Origin of the sequence: Faecalicatena contorta (assembly GCF_021531995.1) — a bacterium.
GTDB classification, from domain to species: Bacteria; Bacillota; Clostridia; order Lachnospirales; family Lachnospiraceae; genus Dorea_A; species Dorea_A contorta_A.
The window spans coordinates 1-19,399 of the sequence record NZ_JAFBIZ010000002.1; the positions used below are offsets into that span (position 1 = coordinate 1).

The 19,399-nt window shown below is 44.5% G+C and carries 15 protein-coding genes; 1 reads left to right on the top strand and 14 read right to left on the bottom strand.

All coding sequences use genetic code 11. The annotated features are described in order from the left end of the window. Window positions 1-72: 72 nt before the first annotated feature. The 6 genes from JQM82_RS00425 to JQM82_RS00450 form a co-directional block, all read right to left on the bottom strand. Window positions 73-1,602, bottom strand: a complete 1,530-nt coding sequence (locus JQM82_RS00425; protein ID WP_235247856.1) for a cohesin domain-containing protein — start codon at window positions 1,600-1,602, stop codon at window positions 73-75. Between the two features lie 66 nt (window positions 1,603-1,668). Continuing rightward, complete coding sequence (locus JQM82_RS00430) at window positions 1,669-3,033, bottom strand: LCP family protein (protein ID WP_235247857.1); 1,365 nt, start codon at window positions 3,031-3,033, stop codon at window positions 1,669-1,671. Window positions 3,034-3,123: 90 nt separating this feature from the next. Beyond that, a complete protein-coding gene (locus JQM82_RS00435; protein ID WP_235247859.1) occupies window positions 3,124-4,050 on the bottom strand; it encodes a glycosyltransferase family 2 protein in 927 nt (308 codons plus the stop codon). Beyond that, a complete protein-coding gene (locus JQM82_RS00440) occupies window positions 4,043-5,368 on the bottom strand; it encodes an O-antigen polymerase (protein WP_235247861.1) in 1,326 nt (441 codons plus the stop codon). The genes JQM82_RS00435 and JQM82_RS00440 overlap by 8 nt, the downstream gene beginning before the upstream one ends. Then, window positions 5,352-6,482: an LCP family protein gene (locus JQM82_RS00445; RefSeq protein WP_235247863.1), complete on the bottom strand. Its 1,131-nt coding sequence runs from the start codon at window positions 6,480-6,482 to the stop codon at window positions 5,352-5,354. The genes JQM82_RS00440 and JQM82_RS00445 overlap by 17 nt, the downstream gene beginning before the upstream one ends. A 16-nt stretch (window positions 6,483-6,498) precedes the next feature. Beyond that, window positions 6,499-7,902, bottom strand: coding sequence for an undecaprenyl-phosphate glucose phosphotransferase (locus tag JQM82_RS00450; RefSeq protein ID WP_235247864.1), 1,404 nt, complete (start codon window positions 7,900-7,902; stop codon window positions 6,499-6,501). A gap of 234 nt (window positions 7,903-8,136) precedes the next feature. Between JQM82_RS00450 and JQM82_RS00455 the strand changes: the two genes are divergently transcribed. Then, window positions 8,137-9,117, top strand: coding sequence for a glycosyltransferase family 2 protein (locus JQM82_RS00455; protein WP_235247865.1), 981 nt, complete (start codon window positions 8,137-8,139; stop codon window positions 9,115-9,117). 44 nt (window positions 9,118-9,161) lie between these two features. On the opposite strand, the gene JQM82_RS00460 is transcribed toward JQM82_RS00455, so the two are convergent. Genes JQM82_RS00460 through JQM82_RS00495 form a run of 8 tightly spaced genes read right to left on the bottom strand, consistent with a single transcriptional unit; the run spans window position 9,162 to window position 19,397 of the window. After that, complete coding sequence (locus tag JQM82_RS00460; RefSeq protein ID WP_235247866.1) at window positions 9,162-10,901, bottom strand: L,D-transpeptidase family protein; 1,740 nt, start codon at window positions 10,899-10,901, stop codon at window positions 9,162-9,164. Between the two features lie 15 nt (window positions 10,902-10,916). Then, window positions 10,917-12,452: an NlpC/P60 family protein gene (locus JQM82_RS00465; RefSeq protein WP_235247867.1), complete on the bottom strand. Its 1,536-nt coding sequence runs from the start codon at window positions 12,450-12,452 to the stop codon at window positions 10,917-10,919. Window positions 12,453-12,464: 12 nt separating this feature from the next. Further along, window positions 12,465-13,037, bottom strand: a complete 573-nt coding sequence (locus JQM82_RS00470; protein WP_235247868.1) for a GerMN domain-containing protein — start codon at window positions 13,035-13,037, stop codon at window positions 12,465-12,467. Window positions 13,038-13,050: 13 nt separating this feature from the next. Beyond that, complete coding sequence (locus JQM82_RS00475) at window positions 13,051-13,257, bottom strand: hypothetical protein (protein WP_235247869.1); 207 nt, start codon at window positions 13,255-13,257, stop codon at window positions 13,051-13,053. Between the two features lie 42 nt (window positions 13,258-13,299). Beyond that, window positions 13,300-16,296: an N-acetylmuramoyl-L-alanine amidase gene (locus JQM82_RS00480; RefSeq protein ID WP_235247871.1), complete on the bottom strand. Its 2,997-nt coding sequence runs from the start codon at window positions 16,294-16,296 to the stop codon at window positions 13,300-13,302. A gap of 15 nt (window positions 16,297-16,311) precedes the next feature. Beyond that, complete coding sequence (rfbD, locus tag JQM82_RS00485; RefSeq protein ID WP_235247873.1) at window positions 16,312-17,259, bottom strand: dTDP-4-dehydrorhamnose reductase; 948 nt, start codon at window positions 17,257-17,259, stop codon at window positions 16,312-16,314. A 1-nt stretch (window position 17,260) separates the two neighbouring features. Beyond that, the gene (locus tag JQM82_RS00490; RefSeq protein WP_235247874.1) at window positions 17,261-18,175 is read right to left on the bottom strand and encodes an NAD-dependent epimerase/dehydratase family protein; all 915 of its coding nucleotides are present in this window, start codon (window positions 18,173-18,175) and stop codon (window positions 17,261-17,263) included. Then, window positions 18,165-19,397, bottom strand: coding sequence for a glycosyltransferase (locus JQM82_RS00495; protein ID WP_235247875.1), 1,233 nt, complete (start codon window positions 19,395-19,397; stop codon window positions 18,165-18,167). The genes JQM82_RS00490 and JQM82_RS00495 overlap by 11 nt, the downstream gene beginning before the upstream one ends. Window positions 19,398-19,399 lie beyond the last annotated feature (2 nt).

Here is a 19,399-nt window from a genome sequence, read left to right on the forward strand (position 1 = left end):
GTATCAAACTATATCTTAAATGTAAAGAAAAAGAGGAATGTACCTTCTCTACATTCCTCTTCAAACCCTTCTTTAATCAAGATCAATAATATCCATCTGGAAAGTATCATCCACCTCAGAATGTCCTCTCTTTTTCTCAGGATGGGCACTCAACAGATCAGACGTGTCATCAATAAAATCATCACTTCCATCAAATCCGATCTCATCAAAGTCTGATTCTTCGTAATAACCCTCAAAATTATCGAACACTTCTTCATCCAGTGGTTCAAATGCTTCAAAATCATCTTCGTCTTCGATTCGAACCTGCTTTACCGGCTTTCTGACAGCAGGTCCATCCTGCTTTGCAGATTGGGGTTGTTTCTTCCCTTTTCTCTCTCCCTTTTTGGAAGATTTCTTCTTTGCCGGTACCGGATCTTCAAAGTCATCTTCATCTTCTTCCTCTTCATCATCCAGATCGATTCCATATTCATCATACAGATCATCCAGTTCCAGATTCCTGTGACGAAGCTTCACTGCAACAACCGTCAGAATGATCAGAAGGAACAAAATCAGCGCAGCAATCAGAATCACTGCAATATCCAGGAAATCTTCAATCAGACTTAATATCTTTCCCCAGATTCCCTTTGCTGCCTTCTTATTTGTAGCTGTATCATCGACAGACTCTGTCTGTACATATCTCTGATATGTCTTATCCAGCGTATCATACTGATACAGCATTTTCTGTCCATCTGTATTCAATGCGTAGATCACGTAATACTCTGCGTTTTCTGTGTCCTGCCATGTATCAAATTCTTTTCCGTTTAACGTAAGTGTTGTTTTCTGAAAACGTTCCGGAAGACTTACACTTCCATCATCTCTGAGCGGAATGATGTATCGTCCATTTGCAATCTCCACCTCTTCCATCGGTGTAAAGTTTCCTTTGTCTTCACTGTAAAGGAAAAAGTCTGCATCCCCACCATCTGCCGGCGTCAGATACATTGCGGAAATTCCGCTTGCCTGCTGTGTGATCACTGCACAGGTCTCACCTTCAAACTTCATCTCGCTTTTTATAAATCCTTCTGGAATCAAAGCATCTGAAAAATCGTTGGTGATCACATACTGAGTGCCATCCACTTCTACCTGGATTCCATCTGTAACAGATGCTGTATCCTCTTCCTCTGTAATCAGAGACGGATCCCCCGGCCCGATCGTAACTGCAGAACTTCCGGATGTGATCTCAAGCGCAGTTCCTGCCGAATCAATTCCTTCTGCGCCGGATACTTCAATCTTTGTATCTCCTTCCTGAAGTGCCTGAAACTTTATCGAAAAATCGAGAGTGGTGCTTTCCCCGGATCCCGTCAGTGTGATCGTTCCTTTTCCTCCGGAAGCATTCTCTCCGCTGATGAATCTCAGCATGCTGCTGTCATAAGTCAGCGTGACTTCTACGTTATTCAGTGTAGACGCCGAAGTCATCTGCACTTTTACCTCAACCTCCGCACCAACCGTTGTAGACGGATCTGAAAAATGTATCTCTGCTGATGCTGCATTCGCAACCATTGATAATCCCGGACACAGCATACCTACCATAACCAGTACGGCTATTATCCTTTTTATTTTTCTCATGTATCTTACCTCGTTTTTCTTCATACTCCGATTCACATACTACTCGACACAGATTTATCCCTTTTCCTATTCTGTGCCAACATCACCGCCGGTATCTCCGCCGGTTCCTGTTCCGCCGCCGGTATCTCCGCCGGTTCCTGTTCCGCCGCCGATATCTCCACCGGTTCCTGTTCCGCCGCCGGTATCTCCGCCGGTTCCTGTTCCGCCGCCGGTATCTCCGCCGGTTCCTGTTCCGCCGCCGGTTCCCGTTCCGGATGAATTACCTCTATATCCATTTGAACCACTGGTTCCATAATTTGGATAATCCTCCTCCGGCTGTTCCATGACACCCTGACTGGACTCATCCACATCTGCTTCACGATCGCCGGCTTTTGCCACAATCTTGCTGCTGATGTTAGACACATTCGAAGAAACACTGTAATTTTCTTCCGTTCCATATAAGAACTCATGGAGCTGTTCTACATTACTTTCCAGCGTTACAGGAATAACTACACTTCCCACGTTACTCAACGTATCTGTTGTCTTGTCAAACGGGAACCCCGTCATCTCCCCAAGCTTATAATCGAATGCATCCGTTGCATATTCCAGGATCTCTGTCAAAGTGAAGTTCGTAGATACTTCCGGGAATACTTTATCGATGATCTTATTCAGCTGTGCCGGTGTAATATTCTGCAGCTTCTGCACCACTTTAGAAAGTACATCCCGCTGTCTTTCTGCACGTCGGAAATCATCCCCTGCTGTATAGCGGATTCTTGCATATGCAGTTGCCTGTATTCCATTCAATACCTGAGGTCCCGCTTCTGTTACACCCGGTGAACGCTTTCCTGTCACCTTCATGATCTCTGTAGCATAACCACAGATATATGAGATCTCTTCCTCCTGTACATCTATCTCAACTCCACCGACTGCATCGATAATATCAATCAGTGAGTTGAAATTCACCGTTACATAATGCTCAATATCCAGATCCAGATTCTTATTCAACATTGCAACTGCCGCTTCCGGTCCTCCGAATGCATATGCCGAATTGGCTTTATTTAATGTACTGTCTTTCTGTTCCAGCAGTGTGTCACGATAAACGGACACCACCTTAACTTCCATCGTCTCTTTATTCAGGCTCGCAATCATGATCGTATCGCTTCGCGTGTCCTCTTCCAGCTGATTATCACGGGAATCCACACCAAAAAGCGCCACGTTCAGATATCCTGTTCCACGTTCTTTTGCTTCCTCCGATACGTTTAATTCTTCCGTATCAAGTTTTACTGTATCTATTTTCGACAGCTTGCTGGCAACGATCACTGCACCGATCGCTGCAACTGTTACGAAAGTGCCTCCCAGAATCGCACCGATCTTCTTTCCCAGCGACCAAGCTGCAAAACCTTTTTTCTTCGTTCTGCGACCACGTCTGTAATGTCTCTTCCTCCCTGCCATTACTCTATGTCCTTTCTTGTCTCTTGTTGATAATATCTTAAACTATATTACCCTATTTTCCCTGAAACTTCAATCAAAAATCCCCTTCTTTCACCGGTTTTCCCAGTATGTTTTGCTCATAGAACAATATTTCACAAGCCACAGGGGCAATTTCTGGTAATTCTGTCCCAGTTTATATCCCAGATATTTACATCCACTTTTATAGACAAGAACAGGAATCAGATGTATTTTTCGAGTTTTCGCCAAATGTTTCACCGTCTGCTTCACTAGCCGGATGCCTTCACTCTCCGAGCGGATCTGTGCAAAGATCTCCGGATGATCGGCCTGCGAGACTGCCAGGTCAAAATTCCTGTGGAACTGCTGCAATCCCGAATAATTATGAGAATGAACCACCCGGGCTTCTGCCGTATATGCAATATAGTATCCGCGCATGACCATCTGAGCTGCCATGATCATATCTTCATTAAAAATGGTTTTTTGGGTAAATCCTCCCATTTCCAGATATTTTTTTCTGCTGTATGCCGCGCACACATCAGAGCAGAAGAAAGCTTTGATCCCCATCTCAGGAATATCTTCCTGCCCTTTGATTCTGCTTTCCTCCGGGTAATTAAACTTTCTTGTATATCGCTCAATATAATCACAGTCCTTTGCCGGCAACTGTCTTGCGTATGATACTCCAATCATCTCCATTTCCCGAAGCGGCCTGGTCAGTTCTTCGATCAGATTTCCATCTGCCGGAACTGCATCCTGCGTCATAAATACCACAATATCTGCATCTGACATGCGGGCACCTTTATCGCGTGTTGCCCCATGATCAAATTCTTCCGGCAGAATATGGTTGACAATCACCCCGGGAATCTTCTCAATCTCATCTGGGAACCGGTCAGACTTCGTATTGATTACATATATCCGATGAATCGGATAGCTCTGTCTGCCAAGCCTCTTCAGTATCTCTGTCAGTCTCCCGTCCGGCCGATAGGTCGGGATGATCACATCTACTTTCTTTTGATTATTCATCCTCTTTATTCATTCCTTTTCTTCTGTTAACACGTCCTACATACCAGTGCATCATTCCTGTCAATACAAGCCAGAACCACGTTGTCGGATTGCTGAACCACGTTGTAAAAAAAGCAAGTCCCAGATAGATGGCAATCTGACCATAAAACAGATATGCTGTCGGATTTTTGCTTTTTTTCACCACATTCATCAGTATTTTTGCAACAATTCCTATCAACATCGCAAAAAATAATACTCCGAAAATGCCAAAATCATAATATGCATCATAAAACATGGTAAGTGTTGTCAGTTCCGGTTTCGTAAGGTAAATCTGTGTAATATTCACCTGAGGAATCACAAACTTGAGTCCTGTCAGCGCAAAAAACGGAAACAGCATTTTAATGCCCCACGTATGCTCTGTCATCTGTTCTACCATACAATTGAAATTTTCAAAATTATTTGCCACATACATATAAGGCTGTGTGATAAAAATCGGCATTTTTTCCCACTTCATTTCGAATATGCTGTTCAGATACGAAACGTCATGGTGCCGGAATACCGTCAGAATAATATAGATCGGTATCAAGGCAGCGATCAATATCATCATGGTACGAATCCGGATCTTTTTATTCACCATGATATAAGTTACTACGGCAAACCCAACAGCAAACAAAAGCTGAAATCTTGATACACAGAGAAATGGAATCAGAACAGCCGTCACATTGGCAGCCAGAAGCAAAATCTTATTTCCGGCTGATATCTTTGTACTGACCTTTATGTAAAGAACTGTAATTGCAGGGATCAGAATACAGCTCACCGTAAAATAGTGAACTCCTGAAACATGAAAATAAGAATAGGCATGTGGTTCATCTGAAAACAGCGGAATAAAACCAACTTTCACTGCTTCGAATATAAAACACAGAATCGAGGCAGCCATCAGAACAATGATGCAGTGCAGCAGGCGACGTGCCTGCTCCTCATCTTTTTCCAGCTCTTTTTCTTCCACTTTTTCATACTTCTGTCCCCACTCGTATCCTATGCCAAAACCACCAAAGATCAGAAAGAAACACAGCCAGGTCGCATAATTCCAGTCTGCCTGAAGTTTGCTCAGCTGCAGGCATGCAATTCCCTGTCCACCTACCCATGCCAGAGTAAATAATGCCCGAAGCTCTACCAGACTCCCGCTTTCCTTTACCCAGTGGACATAGAGGAACAGAGCTTCTGCCATCAGGACCGCGCCCGACAGATAATGCAGACCTGCAAGGGATGCAATATAGCTTGCAAAAAAAGTCAGCATATACGTTCCGTATTCCATAATAATATTATTGCGTTCCCTCATTATGCACATCTCCTCCAAACGTTGTCTCTATAGCTTCCGAACCTTCTTCTATTCCTGTCAGATAGATAATATCATTATGAATCTGCCGGACTTTCTCAGATGGCTCATAATCAGTCTCACCAAACAGGTTCTGATGCAACTGCGTCACATTATTATTCAGACTGATCGGCACTACATAAGCTCCTTCATGATTGCGCACATTATCATCCGTCGTTACCGCATACGGGAAGCCTGTCGTATCTACAATATTATAATCCAGAATATTGGCAGCAAAGCCCAGCATATCCTTGATCGTCAGATTCGTCGATATCTGTGGAAAGACTTCATCTACAATCTGATTCAGAGTCAGAACATCTGCCTTCTTGGCTTTCTCTGCAACTTTCTGAAGCACCACCCGCTGACGCTCCGTACGTTTAAAATCCATGCCTTCTGTGTAACGTATTCTCGCATATCCCACTGCATGAACGCCATCCAGAAGCTGTGTTCCCGCCTCTTCCGGAATCTTGATCATCTCTTTTCCCACAACCTGTGCCGTTTCAAATGCATATCCGTTACTGTAATAAGCCTCTTCTGCCGTCATATCCATCTCAATTCCGCCCAGCGCATCGATCACATCTACCAGCGCGCTGAAATTCACGCTGATATAATTTTTGATATCCAGATCAAAATTCCGGTTCAGAAGACTGATCGCCGCTTCCGGACCACCTTCATTGTATGCAGAATTGGCTTTTTCATAAGTCCCGTCTGCCTGCTGCAAAAGAGTATCCCGATATACAGAAACAATCTTCACATCATTCGTCTCATTATTGATACTTGCAATCATGATACAGTCACTCTGGACTCCTCCGTCAAGCTCTCCGTTTCTGGAATCAAGTCCAAACAGTGCAATATTCGTATAAGGTCCGGTATCCCGATATGCTTCCAGCTTATCTTCATTCAAGATATTGATATCCATTTTATCAAGTTTAAAAAGTCCGTATGCAATGACACAGAGAACTGCCAGAATCAGGATCTCCGCAATTAATAGCGCTGCTCTTTTCCGGCGTCTTCTGCGGATTTTTTTCCGGCGTTCTTCCCGTGCCTGTTTTTTGCTCATACGTTTTTTTCTGCTCATATATATCTCCTACCTGTTAATAAGCATTTTTATTTACAAAGCCTTTAAAAAATGTCAAGAATATAATCTTAAAATCAAATCCCAGTGTCCAGTTTTCAATATAATACAGATCATGCTCGATTCGTTTTCTGATAGATGTATCTCCACGATATCCATTTACCTGTGCCCAGCCGGTAAGTCCCGGACGCACCTGATGCTTCACACGATATCTCGGGATCTCCTCACTGAATTTTTCCACAAACTGCGGACGTTCCGGACGAGGTCCGACCAGACTCATATCTCCTTTTAAGATATTGAACAGCTGTGGAAGTTCATCAATGCTCGTTTTACGAATAAACTTTCCGATCGGTGTAACCCGCGGATCGTTCTTTGTTGTCCATCCTGCCTTCTCTTCCTTCGCTTCCTGAACGACCATCGAGCGAAACTTGTACATATAGAAAGGCTTGTTCTGAAGTCCGATCCGCTCCTGCTTAAAGATCAACGGACCGGGAGCTGTCACCTTAATAATCACAGCAGTCACTGCCATGATCGGTGAAAACAGCAGAATCGCAACAATGGCTCCAAATACATCCACACATCTTTTCATAAAAGAGTTCAGCATGTTATTCAGCGGAACGTGACGGATATTAATGACCGGCAGTCCAAGCAGATCCTCTGTATACGGTTTCGTTGGAATAATATTATTATAATCCGGAATAAACTTCGTATGCACACCGGACTTTTCACACATACTCACAATATGTTCCAGCTTATGATATTCAGCCAATCCGAGCGTGATCGCAATCTCATCAAGACGGTTCTGCGGAAGGATGATCGTCAGATTCTCTGTCCGTCCCAGAACCTTGATTCCTCGATACTCCGTTCCTCTCGGCACATTGTCTGCCAGAATTCCCCGGACGATATAGCCCCACTCAGGATGTGATTTGATACGGTCAATATACTGCTCCGCGGCACGGCTGTATCCGATCAGCAGGATATGTTTCTGATTATAGCCCTGCATTCTCATATTTCTCAGAGCTTCACGGATAATGTTTCTTACCACTACTTCACAGAACACATTCACACAGAAAAAGATAAAGATCATGGTTCTGGAAAAATCTGACTGCTTGGTCAGATACAGGATAAGTATAAATGCCATCAGGCCGATCGAATTGGCCTGCATGATATGCCATGCTTCCAGACGTCTGCCCTGGACACGCTTTGGTGTATACAGTTGAAATGCATAATACAGCACCAGATATCCCGGAACAATAAAGAAAAGAGCCTTGCAATATTCCTGTAAAGATAAAAACCACGGATCCAGTTCAAAGATCCCACTCTTGAATCTGAGATACCATGCAGCGATATATGAAAATATAATTACCATTGCGTCAATCACGACGTGAAGTCTGTTCAATAATTTCTGATTATCTTTAATCACCTTTTCCACCCGTTTTCAACAAAATATTCTGTTCTGTCTCTCAAACAATCAAAACATTACACTTTATAATACAATACTTTATCAGAATCGACAACCCAAAGTCTCCCTCTTTTTCTTAACATTTCATTAACACTTTTGAAACAATTGTGTTCTTTCCATACAAGTTCCGGTAGCATATACCCTCTTTCTTTGCTATAATAATACATATCAAATACGAAAACGGAGTAAATTATCATGAAAGTAACGATCGTAATTCCCAATTATAATGGAAAGCATTTCATGGAGCCCTGCCTTGCATCTCTGGAAAATCAGACGTGCCGGGATTTCAGGATACTGATTGTAGACAACGCTTCCACTGACGGAAGTATTGAATATATGAAAGAACATTATCCAGATATTGAAGTGATAGCTCTGGATAAAAATTATGGATTCAGCAAAGCGGTAAATGTAGGCATTCGTCACTCAGATACCCCCTATGTGATCCTTCTGAACAATGACACGACCGTTGACCCACATTATGTGGAAGAGATGGTCCGGGCGATCGAGAAGTCTCCTAAGATCTTCTCCGTCAGCAGCAAGATGATCCAGATGTATCATCCGGATCTGATCGACAGTGCAGGAGATCTCTACACACTGGTCGGCTGGGGCGTCTGCCGTGGAAACGGACGTCCGATCAGCAATTATACAGAAGCAGATGAGATATTTACTGCCTGTGCAGGTGCTGCCATCTATCGCCGTAAAGTCTTTTCCAGAATCGGATATTTCGACGAAAACCATTTTGCATATCTGGAAGATATCGATATCGGTTATCGTGCAAAAATCTATGGCTACAGAAACATGTATTGTCCGACCGCTCTTGTCTACCATGTCGGAAGCGGAACCAGCGGATCCAAGTACAATTCCTTTAAGGTAAAGCTGTCTGCACGCAACAATATTTATCTGAATTATAAAAATATGCCCCTTGCACAGCTGATTCTGAACTTTGTTCCCCTGCTGCTGGGCTATCTGGTAAAATATCTGTTCTTCATAAAGAACGGATGGGGAGATGACTACAAAGAAGGAATCAAAGAAGGGCTTGCGACTATGAAAAAACAGAAAAAAGTAAAGTTTCGCATCCGCCATCTTTCAAACTATATTCAGATCGAGATAGAACTGATTATCCATACCTTCGCTTATGCAAAGGACTGGTTTACAAGAAAATTATTAAAACGTTAATCATCAAAACAGGGTGCTGTTAAATACAGCACCCTGTTCATTCTCTACTGATATACCACTACAGTCGTTCCGACCGGTATATTGTCATAGATCCATTTTGCATTTTCTATTTTCAGTCTTACACATCCGTGAGACAGCGGCATTCCTACTCTACCGTCCATCAGTGTTCCATTCTTATTATAAAGAACGGAATGGAACAGATAATTGCCATAAAACTGTGTGTACCAGTAACATCTTGCAGCTCCGGAATCAAAATAATATCCCTTGCTTCCGACACGGAATGTACCCATCACAGTCGGAGTAGACGGTGCTCCGTCCGCACAATCCCAATACTGAACGTTCTCCCATTTTCCAACACTTCCTCTGAATACACCCACTTTATGAGTGCTTCTGTTTACCAGAATCAGATAGGGGGTAGAACTGGAATACAGCTGCGCTTTCTGTGACATCGCTGCCAGATCCTGAAGGATCCACTTTCCACTGAGATCCAGCCAGTAGCCGTCTATGCTTCTGTTGCAGGCCATTGCTCCATAAGTGCCACCGTGCGGATCATTTTCCTTATACATGTAATACCAGTTCCCACCGATCTGTTTCCAGCCGGTCTGCATCGCTCCACTTGCGTCAAAGTAATACCAGTAACTTCCGATTTTCTCCCAACCGGTTGCCATTGCTCCGCTGCTTCTGAAGTAATACCAGATGTCATTTAACTGTTTCCAGCCGCCATCAAACATCTGATCTTCATTTTCCGGATCCATATAATACCATTTTCCACCGGTTTTGATCCATCCGGATGCTTTCTGCCCATCGGTTCCCAGGAAGTACCATACATCACCCTCCTTAATCCATCCGGTTTTCATGAATCCATCACTTTCGAAATAGTATATAAGACCATCGATTTCTTTCTGATCCCCTTCATACATGACTCCCGGATATGGGTTTTCTTCCGAAGCTGCCAGGAAGTAATATCTTCTGCCGCCGACTTCACACCAGCCTTCCTGTACCCTTGCACCGGACGATTTATAATAATACCAGCCTTCTTCCTTCTTAAGCCATCCGGTATACATTGCACCGCTGTCCGTAAAAAGATAAGATTCGTCATCGATCACTCTTTCCTCACTCACTGCCATCAGGCCCGGGAACTCCGGACACTCTCCGGCACTCTGAAAGTAATACCAGACATTTTTTATCTTGCTCCATTCTCCTTCTGCTTTCCGACCGGAAGCATCATAATAGTACCAGCCTTCTTCTTCCTTCAGCCAACCGGTATAAGTCTTCCCACTGTCCAGAAAACGATAGGTACTTCCACCAATCAGGATCTCACCATCAGCTGCCATTGCCCCATCAACTTCGGTAAAATAATAGCGGGTTCCCTTAATTTCCAGCCATTCAGACTCTGCCTTTGCTCCGGAGCTCTTATAATAATACCAGATTCCGTCTTTCTGAAACCAACCGGTCTGCATCATTCCCTTTTCATTGAAACGATAAGTCTCGCCATCAATCTCAGCTTCCCGATCGGCAATCATTCTTCCCGGATATGCAGCATCTGCCGCATCCAGATAATACCAATATCCATTGAGCTTCTTCCAGCCGGTTATCTGATTGCCATCTGCATCATAATAATACCAGCCTTCTTCTTTTTGCACCCATCCGGTTAACTTTTCCTCCGGTGCTGTTAGCGTCGTTTCCTCGTACACTACATTTTCTGCATGTGCCTCATAGGATGGGAACACCAGGCCCACACCCATAACGGCAGCAAGCAATATACCGATTTGATACTTTTTCACTTTTCCATCCTCCCTTTATACTACTCTTCTCACAGACAGCCCACTCGGAGCAAACCACCGCAGATAATAATCCAGATCATCTATAACTGTACCTCTTCTGGAATTTGCAGCATGAATCACCTTTCCATTTCCCAGATAGATTGCTACATGCCCGGAAGTACATAACAGATCGCCGGACTTCCATAATGTCTGATCATTCCGATTGATCTCTTCTCCATAGTAGATCAGCTGATATGTCGTCATATACGGTACATCGAGTCCATAAACATTGACCATAACCCACCATACGAATCCGCTGCAGTCCCAGCCATTTAAATCCTTTCCTCCATACACGTACGGTACATACGTATACTGGGTCAACACATCCGCATAATCCAGTGTATCATACCATACACCGTTTTCATCAACAAGATAGATTCCGTCTACCACTGCATCTCTGGCCATTTTTCCTGTCTCATACAGATAATACCATTTTTCTTCCCCGTCTGAAGTATCCTTGATCCAGCCGGTTGCCCTTGCCCCGGACGCTCTGAAGTAATAACGGTCTTCTTTGATATCCACCCAGCCGATCTGCATCTCTCCAAGCGGATGTTCTTCAAATCTCTGATTATCCGGATGATTCAGATAATACCAGACATTCTTTACTTTCAGCCAGCCGGTACACATCGTGCCGTTGTCATCCCAGTAGTACCAGGTGTTATTGACCTGTCCCCATCCATGTGTCAGGGTACCGTCCGGCTGTATATAATATGTACGGTCTCCGACATAAACCGTCTCATCTGTCAGCATATGCCCGTCATCCCCAAAATAGTACCAATCGTTCTTATATTTCACCCAGCCGTTCTTCTGCATGGCTCCGGACGCACCCAGATAATACCATATCTCTCCTTCCTGAAGCCAGCCGGTCTTCATACTGCCATTTGCCTTCATATAGTAACGCACTCCGGAGACATCAATCCAGCCGACTGCCATCTTACCGTCTTCATGCAGATAATACCAGATATTATTTAATTTGATCCAGCCGGTCCGCATGGCTCCGGACGCATCCAGATAATACCAGATCTCATCCGGCTTGATCCAGCCGGTCTGCATGATTCCATCGCTATCCATATAATAGTGTTTGCCATTGGCAATGCGCCATCCGATTGCCATCTTGCCGTCGGCGTCCAGATAATACCACTTATTCTTATACTTCAGCCAGCCGGTCTTTGGCTGATTGTTCAGGTAATAGAACCAGCTTCCATCGATCAGATGCCATCCGTCAGAATACATTGCCGGTGTTTCCGGTTCTGTCTGAACCGTTTCTTCTGTCTCGCTAACTGTATCTTCTGTTCCACTAACCGTTTCTTCTGTCCCGCTAACTGTTTCTTCTGTCCCGTTAACCGTATCTTCCGCACTATATGTCTGCTCATCCTCCTGTGCTTCTACAGACTGGTCTACGGATTCGATCGCTCTGCCCTCCTGTGCCTGAACCGGAAGGGAACTGCACATCAGCAACACACTTCCTAAAATTACTGTTTTTTTCCATTTTGTATGATATTGCTTTTTCATAATCTGTGTATCCTATTCAAATGCAGACATATATCCCGGATATTCTGCATGCCCTGTTTCTAAAGTTTCTCCTTCGACTGTGATCTGAATCTTTTCACAGTCATATGCACTTAAAAATGTATTGCACAGGCTTCCGATCGAAGCATATTCACCTGCGGTTCCCATCGACTGAATATACGTACGAAACGCGTCATTCAGATCCAGTTCCAGCGCATCTTCATCATCCACCTTCACTTCTTTACAGGAAATTGCTTCCACATCTGCCGGAATGACTCCCTTTTCCACCAGTGCGGCAATCAGATTCTCTGCCGTCACTTCCGGAAGCTCCATCTCTTCTGTATCAAATCCATCCACGTCTTCATTCGGAAAATAGATCAGAACCTTTTTTGCTTCCTCTTCCGTCTCATCTGTCTCACTTTCCGCTTCATCGTCTCCGGTATCTTCCTCTTTCTGATCCTGAATCTCCAGCTTTTGTGCCTCCTTTTTTTCTGCTTCCTCTGCATCTTTGTCACTGCCCTTTGCACATCCCGTTGCCAGAATTCCCAGAACCAGTACACCAATCAATATTCTTTTACTTATCTTCATCTTGTTTCCCTTTCTACAGCATGTACATCGGTTTTACATACAGGTTCATCAGAGCGATTCCATAATTGATGTCTGTTGCCCATCCTTTTCCGTTCGGATTCTCCTGGATTCCAAGCCACTCCACATAAGGAGCCGTATTTCTGGTCACATATTTGAACCTTGGATCAACACATTCCTTCTTCAGATTCTCATCAGATGCGTACGCTTTCAGATGCTGCACCTGTGCACGCAGTCCCGTCCGGACATCGGGAAATGTTGCCCCTTATGCACCTCCGCCGGAAGCGCCAAGGCCTGCAAAGTTATACTGTTCCACCTTCACATCTCCGCCGTACTGAAGATATCCGGTCTCTTTCATCGCCTGTCCGAATACGATCTCCGGCTTCACACCTTCCAGAACAGCCTCCTCATACAGGATCTCACAGAACGCTGTAATATCGGCAGCTCCTCCGGCTTTCATTACCTCCGCCGGATATGTCGCGCCGCGATTCTTATACATCGTTACCATCTTTCCAACCACAGTTCCTTTATCACTTCCCAGTTCACTGCTGCCCATAATCTTTGTGACACCCGTATATGTAAGAGCTCCCTCGGGGGATTTTCCTTTATTAAAGTAATACCAGGTACCGTCAATCTCACAGTATCCTCGAAGCATAGCACCTTCTGCGCCATAAGAATTCGATGCTGTATTCAGATAATACGTGTAGCTTCCATCCGTCAGCCAGCCCTTCTTCATAGCCCCTGCGTCGTCCAGATAGTACCAGACCTCTTTTACCTTGATCCAGCCGGTCTGCATCACTGCAGTGTCCGGATCGAAATAATACCAGATGCCATCAATCAATTTCCATCCGGTTATCTTCGTATCATTGACGACATAATATTTGTTGCCATTCTCTGTAACCCAGCCACTTACTTTTTTATTCAGACATGCACCACTTGCATCAAACTGATAGGTATCCCCATCAATTATATGAGTACCGGTATACATGGCTCCGTCTTCTCCCAGATAATAGTTCTTTCCATCGATCGTCTTCCATCCGGTTGCCATCTTCCCATCTGCTTCCAGATAATACCAGATACCATTCAGCCTGATCCAGCCCGTACACATTGCACCGCTGCTTCTGAAATAATACCAGTTATTTCCACTCTTTACCCAACCGGTTTTCATGACGCCGTTGCTCTTAAAATAATAGGTATAGCCTTCAATCTTCTGGAACCCGACTGCCATCTTTCCGTCTGCCTGCAGATAATACCAGCAGCCCTTCAGCTTGATCCAGCCCGTCACCATGGCTCCGTCTTCATCAAAGTAATACCAGATGTCGTTTACCAGCACCCAGTCTGTCTGCATTCTTCCATACGTGTCAAAGTAGTAGATCTTTTCTCCAACCTCACAGAATCCAACTGCTTTCATCAGATCCTCTTTGGTATAGTACCAGTAGCCATCTGCCAGAGACCAGCCGATCTTGATACCTCCCTGGCTGCGGAAATGATAAGTGACGCCATCGATCGTACAGGTCCCGGAATACATCTCTCCGTTTTTGTCAAAATAATACCGGTAGCCCTTGATCGTCTTCCATCCAGTTACCATCTTTCCGTCAGATTCCAGATAATACCAGACGTCTTCCAGCAAAAGCCACTGTCCCATGATCATAACCCCGTCTGTTCCGAAATAGTACCAGGAACCATTGATCTTCTTCCACTCGGTCACCATCTTTCCATTGGTTCCCAGATAGTAGGTCTTCCCGTTTTCCTCATAAAAACCTGTATTCATGTATCCGGATGCATTGAAATGATACCAGGAGCCATCGATCTTCTTCCACTGATTTTTAACGTAGGTTCCGTCTTCATTCTGATATCTCCATCCGGTACTGTCTTGCTTCCATCCGCCAATCTTTAGGCCAAAGTATTTTATGATTCCTGCAGCATCTGCTTCTCCCAGTTTTTTCAGCTTTTCATCCGAGCTGAGATACTTCTGATAATCATCTGCATTACTTATAAATGCATGCTCCGCGATGATTCCCGGAAATCCGGCCCGCTTACACCGCCAGATCAGTGCGTAATAATCCTGCAGAGACCCATCCGGATAGGTGCTGCCACTTTCACTGTTTCGGATCTTGATTCCACGATCCTTCAGTCCCAGAGTCACAAGCTCATCCAGAATACTCTGTGCTGCCGCTTTTCCCTCGCTTCCCACAGTCGCATTATAATTGGAATTCGGGTAATACACCTCTGCACCGTAAGCCGTTCCATATCCGGAAGAATTCAGGTGAATGCTGACAAAGAGGTCTGCGTTCTTTGATGCCGCAAAGTCTACTCTCGCCTTCAGATCCGCTGCCACATCTGAACCGCCCACCGACGTATCCGTCTCACGGGTCATATATACCTCAATTCCTTCACACATCTCCAGCGCTTCTTTGCAGTACTTCGCAATCTTAAGGGTCAGATCTTTTTCACTGGCTCCGTTTCCTACCGCTCCCGAATCCGTTCCGCCGTGTCCCGGATCCAGCACGACCACAGCATTTCCTGTGGTCAACGTACGGGCGTTGGACATTTCCTCTGCCTGTAACGTTACGGCCGCCTCTTCAATTGCATCCTGCGCTGTATCACTTTCTGTGAGATTACCTTCATTGTCCATAGCCACAAAAGAAACCGGCTGTTCTGAACCTTCCGCTTCTTCCACCACGGCATCCGGATTCGTGATACATTCTTCATTCACTCCATATCGACTTTCAATCCCACAGTCCTGAAAAACATATGTATATTCCTGACCTTCACTGACCAGCTGTACTTCCCTCAGCCGGTAGATTCCGGTCTGTGCCTCCTCTGTATAATTCATCCGAAACAATACGGCTGAGTCCTGATACTTTACGGCTTCTGTCGTATATATTTCTCCGGTCGCTTCATTTTCACAGGTCAACACTGCCTGTTCCGGGACAGTTCCATCAGTAACTGATACCAGAATCTCCTGAATTCCGGGCAATGCGACGTAAGGCTTGTCTACATATACATACTGCAGTACAGGTGCAGCCTGCACGTCTGTCTCTTTCTGTGATACCTGTCCGTCCTGTTCCTGTGTCCGTTCTTCTTCCTGTGCTGTTCCAGCCATCTCCCCTGACTGTTCAGCCTTTGACTCCTGCAGGTCCGTCAGCTGCGTTTCCTGACCTTCTTCTGCCTGTACACTATACGCCGGTACAGCCGGCACCGCCAGCATGATACCTAACGCAAATGCAAGTATTCTCTTTCTTACTCCCTTACCAATCATTGTCCACTCCTCCTTTTAAGAGACGATGTCCAGTTCCTTCAAGTATCTTCCAAGTGCATCCTTCCAGGACGGCAATGGTTCAAACCCATTTTTGATTAATTTACTCTTATCCAGTCTGCTGTTGAACGGACGGGCAGCTTTGGATACTCCATATTCTTCTGTCGTAACCGGTACCACCTGTACACGTTCTTCCGAATATTCCGCAAGCCCCAGTTCTACAGCCTGACGGAAGATCTCTTTTGTAAAATCATACCAGCTGATATATCCGCCTTCATTGGTTGCATGATAATATCCATACTTTTCCGTCTCGATCATATCAACCAGCAGCCTTGCCAGATCATACGTATAAGTTGGTGTACCGATCTGATCATTGACGACTGTAATTCTTTCATATGTTTTTCCGAGACTCAGCATCGTCTTAATGAAATTCTTTCCATTTTTACCGAATACCCATGCAATACGAACAATAAAATACTTATCCAGATTTTCGGAAACGGCCAGTTCCCCTTCCAGCTTCGTCTGCCCATATACATTTAACGGTTTATAATCTCTGCAGTCCGGATCCCACGGTTTGGTTCCCTGTCCGTCAAACACATAATCCGTGCTGATATATACCATCTTACAATCCAGTTTCTTACACACGTTTGCAATATGCGCTGTTCCGCCGGCATTGATCGCACGAACCTTCTCTACTTTATCATCATCCTCCGCAAGATCGACTGCCGTCCACGCTGCACAATGGACGACCACATCCGGATTTACTTCTGTGATCTTCTCTTCCACAGCCTTTGCATCCGTAATATCCAGCTGCATATAAGGCATCGTTGTCACAGCGGAGCCATCCGCCGCCCCTGCATAAGCAGGAGCAATATCACTTCCGATTCCTTCGCAGCCTCTTTTTGCAAGTTCATTCATCACATCATGGCCCAACTGTCCTGCCACTCCTGTCACCAATACTTTCATTCTACTCACCTTCTACTAAAAACTTGTAATACTGTTCGAGGCCTTCAGCAAAGCTGCGAATTTCCCCCTGATAGATGGATCTGATCTTTGAGTTATCCAGTACGATCTTCTTCACATCGACGCTTCTTGCCTCTTTATATATAACATCAAGCCCTCCGTTTAATTTCCGGAGTATCTCAACCACCATGTTCTGACTGATCCCCTCATTCGAGCTTATGTTAAATACTTCTTCATCTCCTTCATAATCGATCAGGGCTTCCAGCATACTGCAGACATCTTCGATATAGATATAATCCCGGATCGTCTCTCCGTCTCCCCAGATCTCCAGCGTTTCTTTATGGATCATTTTCTTCACCGCTGCATCTACAAACCCGACACCTTTGTGATAATCCTGTCCCGGACCGTATGGATTGGAGATTCTTGCAATCCTCATCTTCGTATGAAGCTGAGAATTGAAGGTACGGATAATGTTCTCGATACAGAGTTTCACACTTCCGTAATGATTGATCGGCACCGGAAGTGCCAGTTCATTGATCGGCTGTTTTTCCTGTATCCCGTAGACCGTTCCTCCGGAAGACAAAAAGATCATATTCGTTCCCTGATCGATCAGCATCCCGCACAGTTTCACTGTCTGCAGCAGATCTCTTCCGTATCCCTGCATATATTTTTCATTGGAGTTTCCCGGATTCACCGTACTCAGTGAATGTATGACCATATCCATCCCACGGATCGCATTCTTAAGCACATGATCATCAAAAAAGTCGCCTGACAGATACTCTACTCCTTCTACTGTTTCCTGCGGAATACTCAGATCAAAGCTATACACTTCCAGATCTTTACGCATGATCAGCTTCTTAGCCAGGTTTCTCCCTATAAAACCATTTCCTCCAATAATAAGTACTTTTTTACTTTCCATCTTCAGCAATTCCCTTCATTAATGCATCCGCAACCTTCGCTGCTTCTGCCTCCCAGGACGTTGATCTTGCAAATTCAAGTCCTTTCTTTCTGATTTCTTTGAGTTTTTCCGGATTCGTCAGATAATATTCCAGTGTATCTGCAATGTTTCTCGGATCGTATTCCACAAGAACAGAATTTTCTTCATTCACCAGCCATGTACTGTTTGCGCCCTTTGAGCACACTGCAACTGAATTGGATGCCATCACTTCCAGCGGGAGCAGAGACAGATTCGTATTTGAGATGATCAGACACAGATCACACTGTGAATATACCTTTGAAAGCTGATCTACACTGACGATTCCAAGGTTCTTATGTGTAAACGGAATATCAAAATTGCTGACATCCCATCCTGCAAATACAACCTCCACCTCAGGCATTTTCTGACACAACAGATCCAGTGCGAGAAGTCCCAGTTCAAAATCTCTTCTCGGCGTAACCGGACGTGCATAGAAGAATACTCTCTTCGTAGAATTCTTTTTCTTCAGAGGCGTATACAGCTCCTTATCATAGGAGAATCCAAAGCTGTCTGTACGCATTCCAAAGTCAGAAGCCAGCTTGTCTTTCAGCCAGTCGCCCGCCGTGATTCCACGAAAATCAAACGTATACGTATTCTTTGCAAATTCATACTCTGATCCATGTGCATAGAAAAACGGCTCGTAATCCTGTACAAAATAGAATTTTGAGATCGTATTGTTAAAATTCTTTACAAAATATGCAGTTTGCCAGGAAGTTGCAATCGTTGCATGCGCAAACTTTGCACATTTTACATCCCAGTAAGCCTCTACGCGTTCATCCAGAATCGGAAAATGTTTTCTCAAAAACTCTTTTACCGACTGGTTATCTCTGTAATTCGGGCTCTTAAACAGATAGATCCTGCTGTGAAATCCCATATTTTCCAGATGTGAGATGAAGCGGAAAATATTCAGATGGCCGCCGGAACCCTCTCCCATCTCCGGTATGATCCAGTTCAGGATCTTGACCTTATCCTCTTTATGTGCATCATGTTCCTTCTGATTCAGCGGAACGACTGTCTCATCTACAATATAATTATAATCTTCCAATACTCTGGAGACCTCTGTTACAAGATGCAGTTTTCCCAACAGTTTTTTTACTGCACCCTTTATCCCTCTTTTCTTTAAAAACGGAATCAGTTTCTGAAAAAAAAGTTTGATCTTCTTCATAA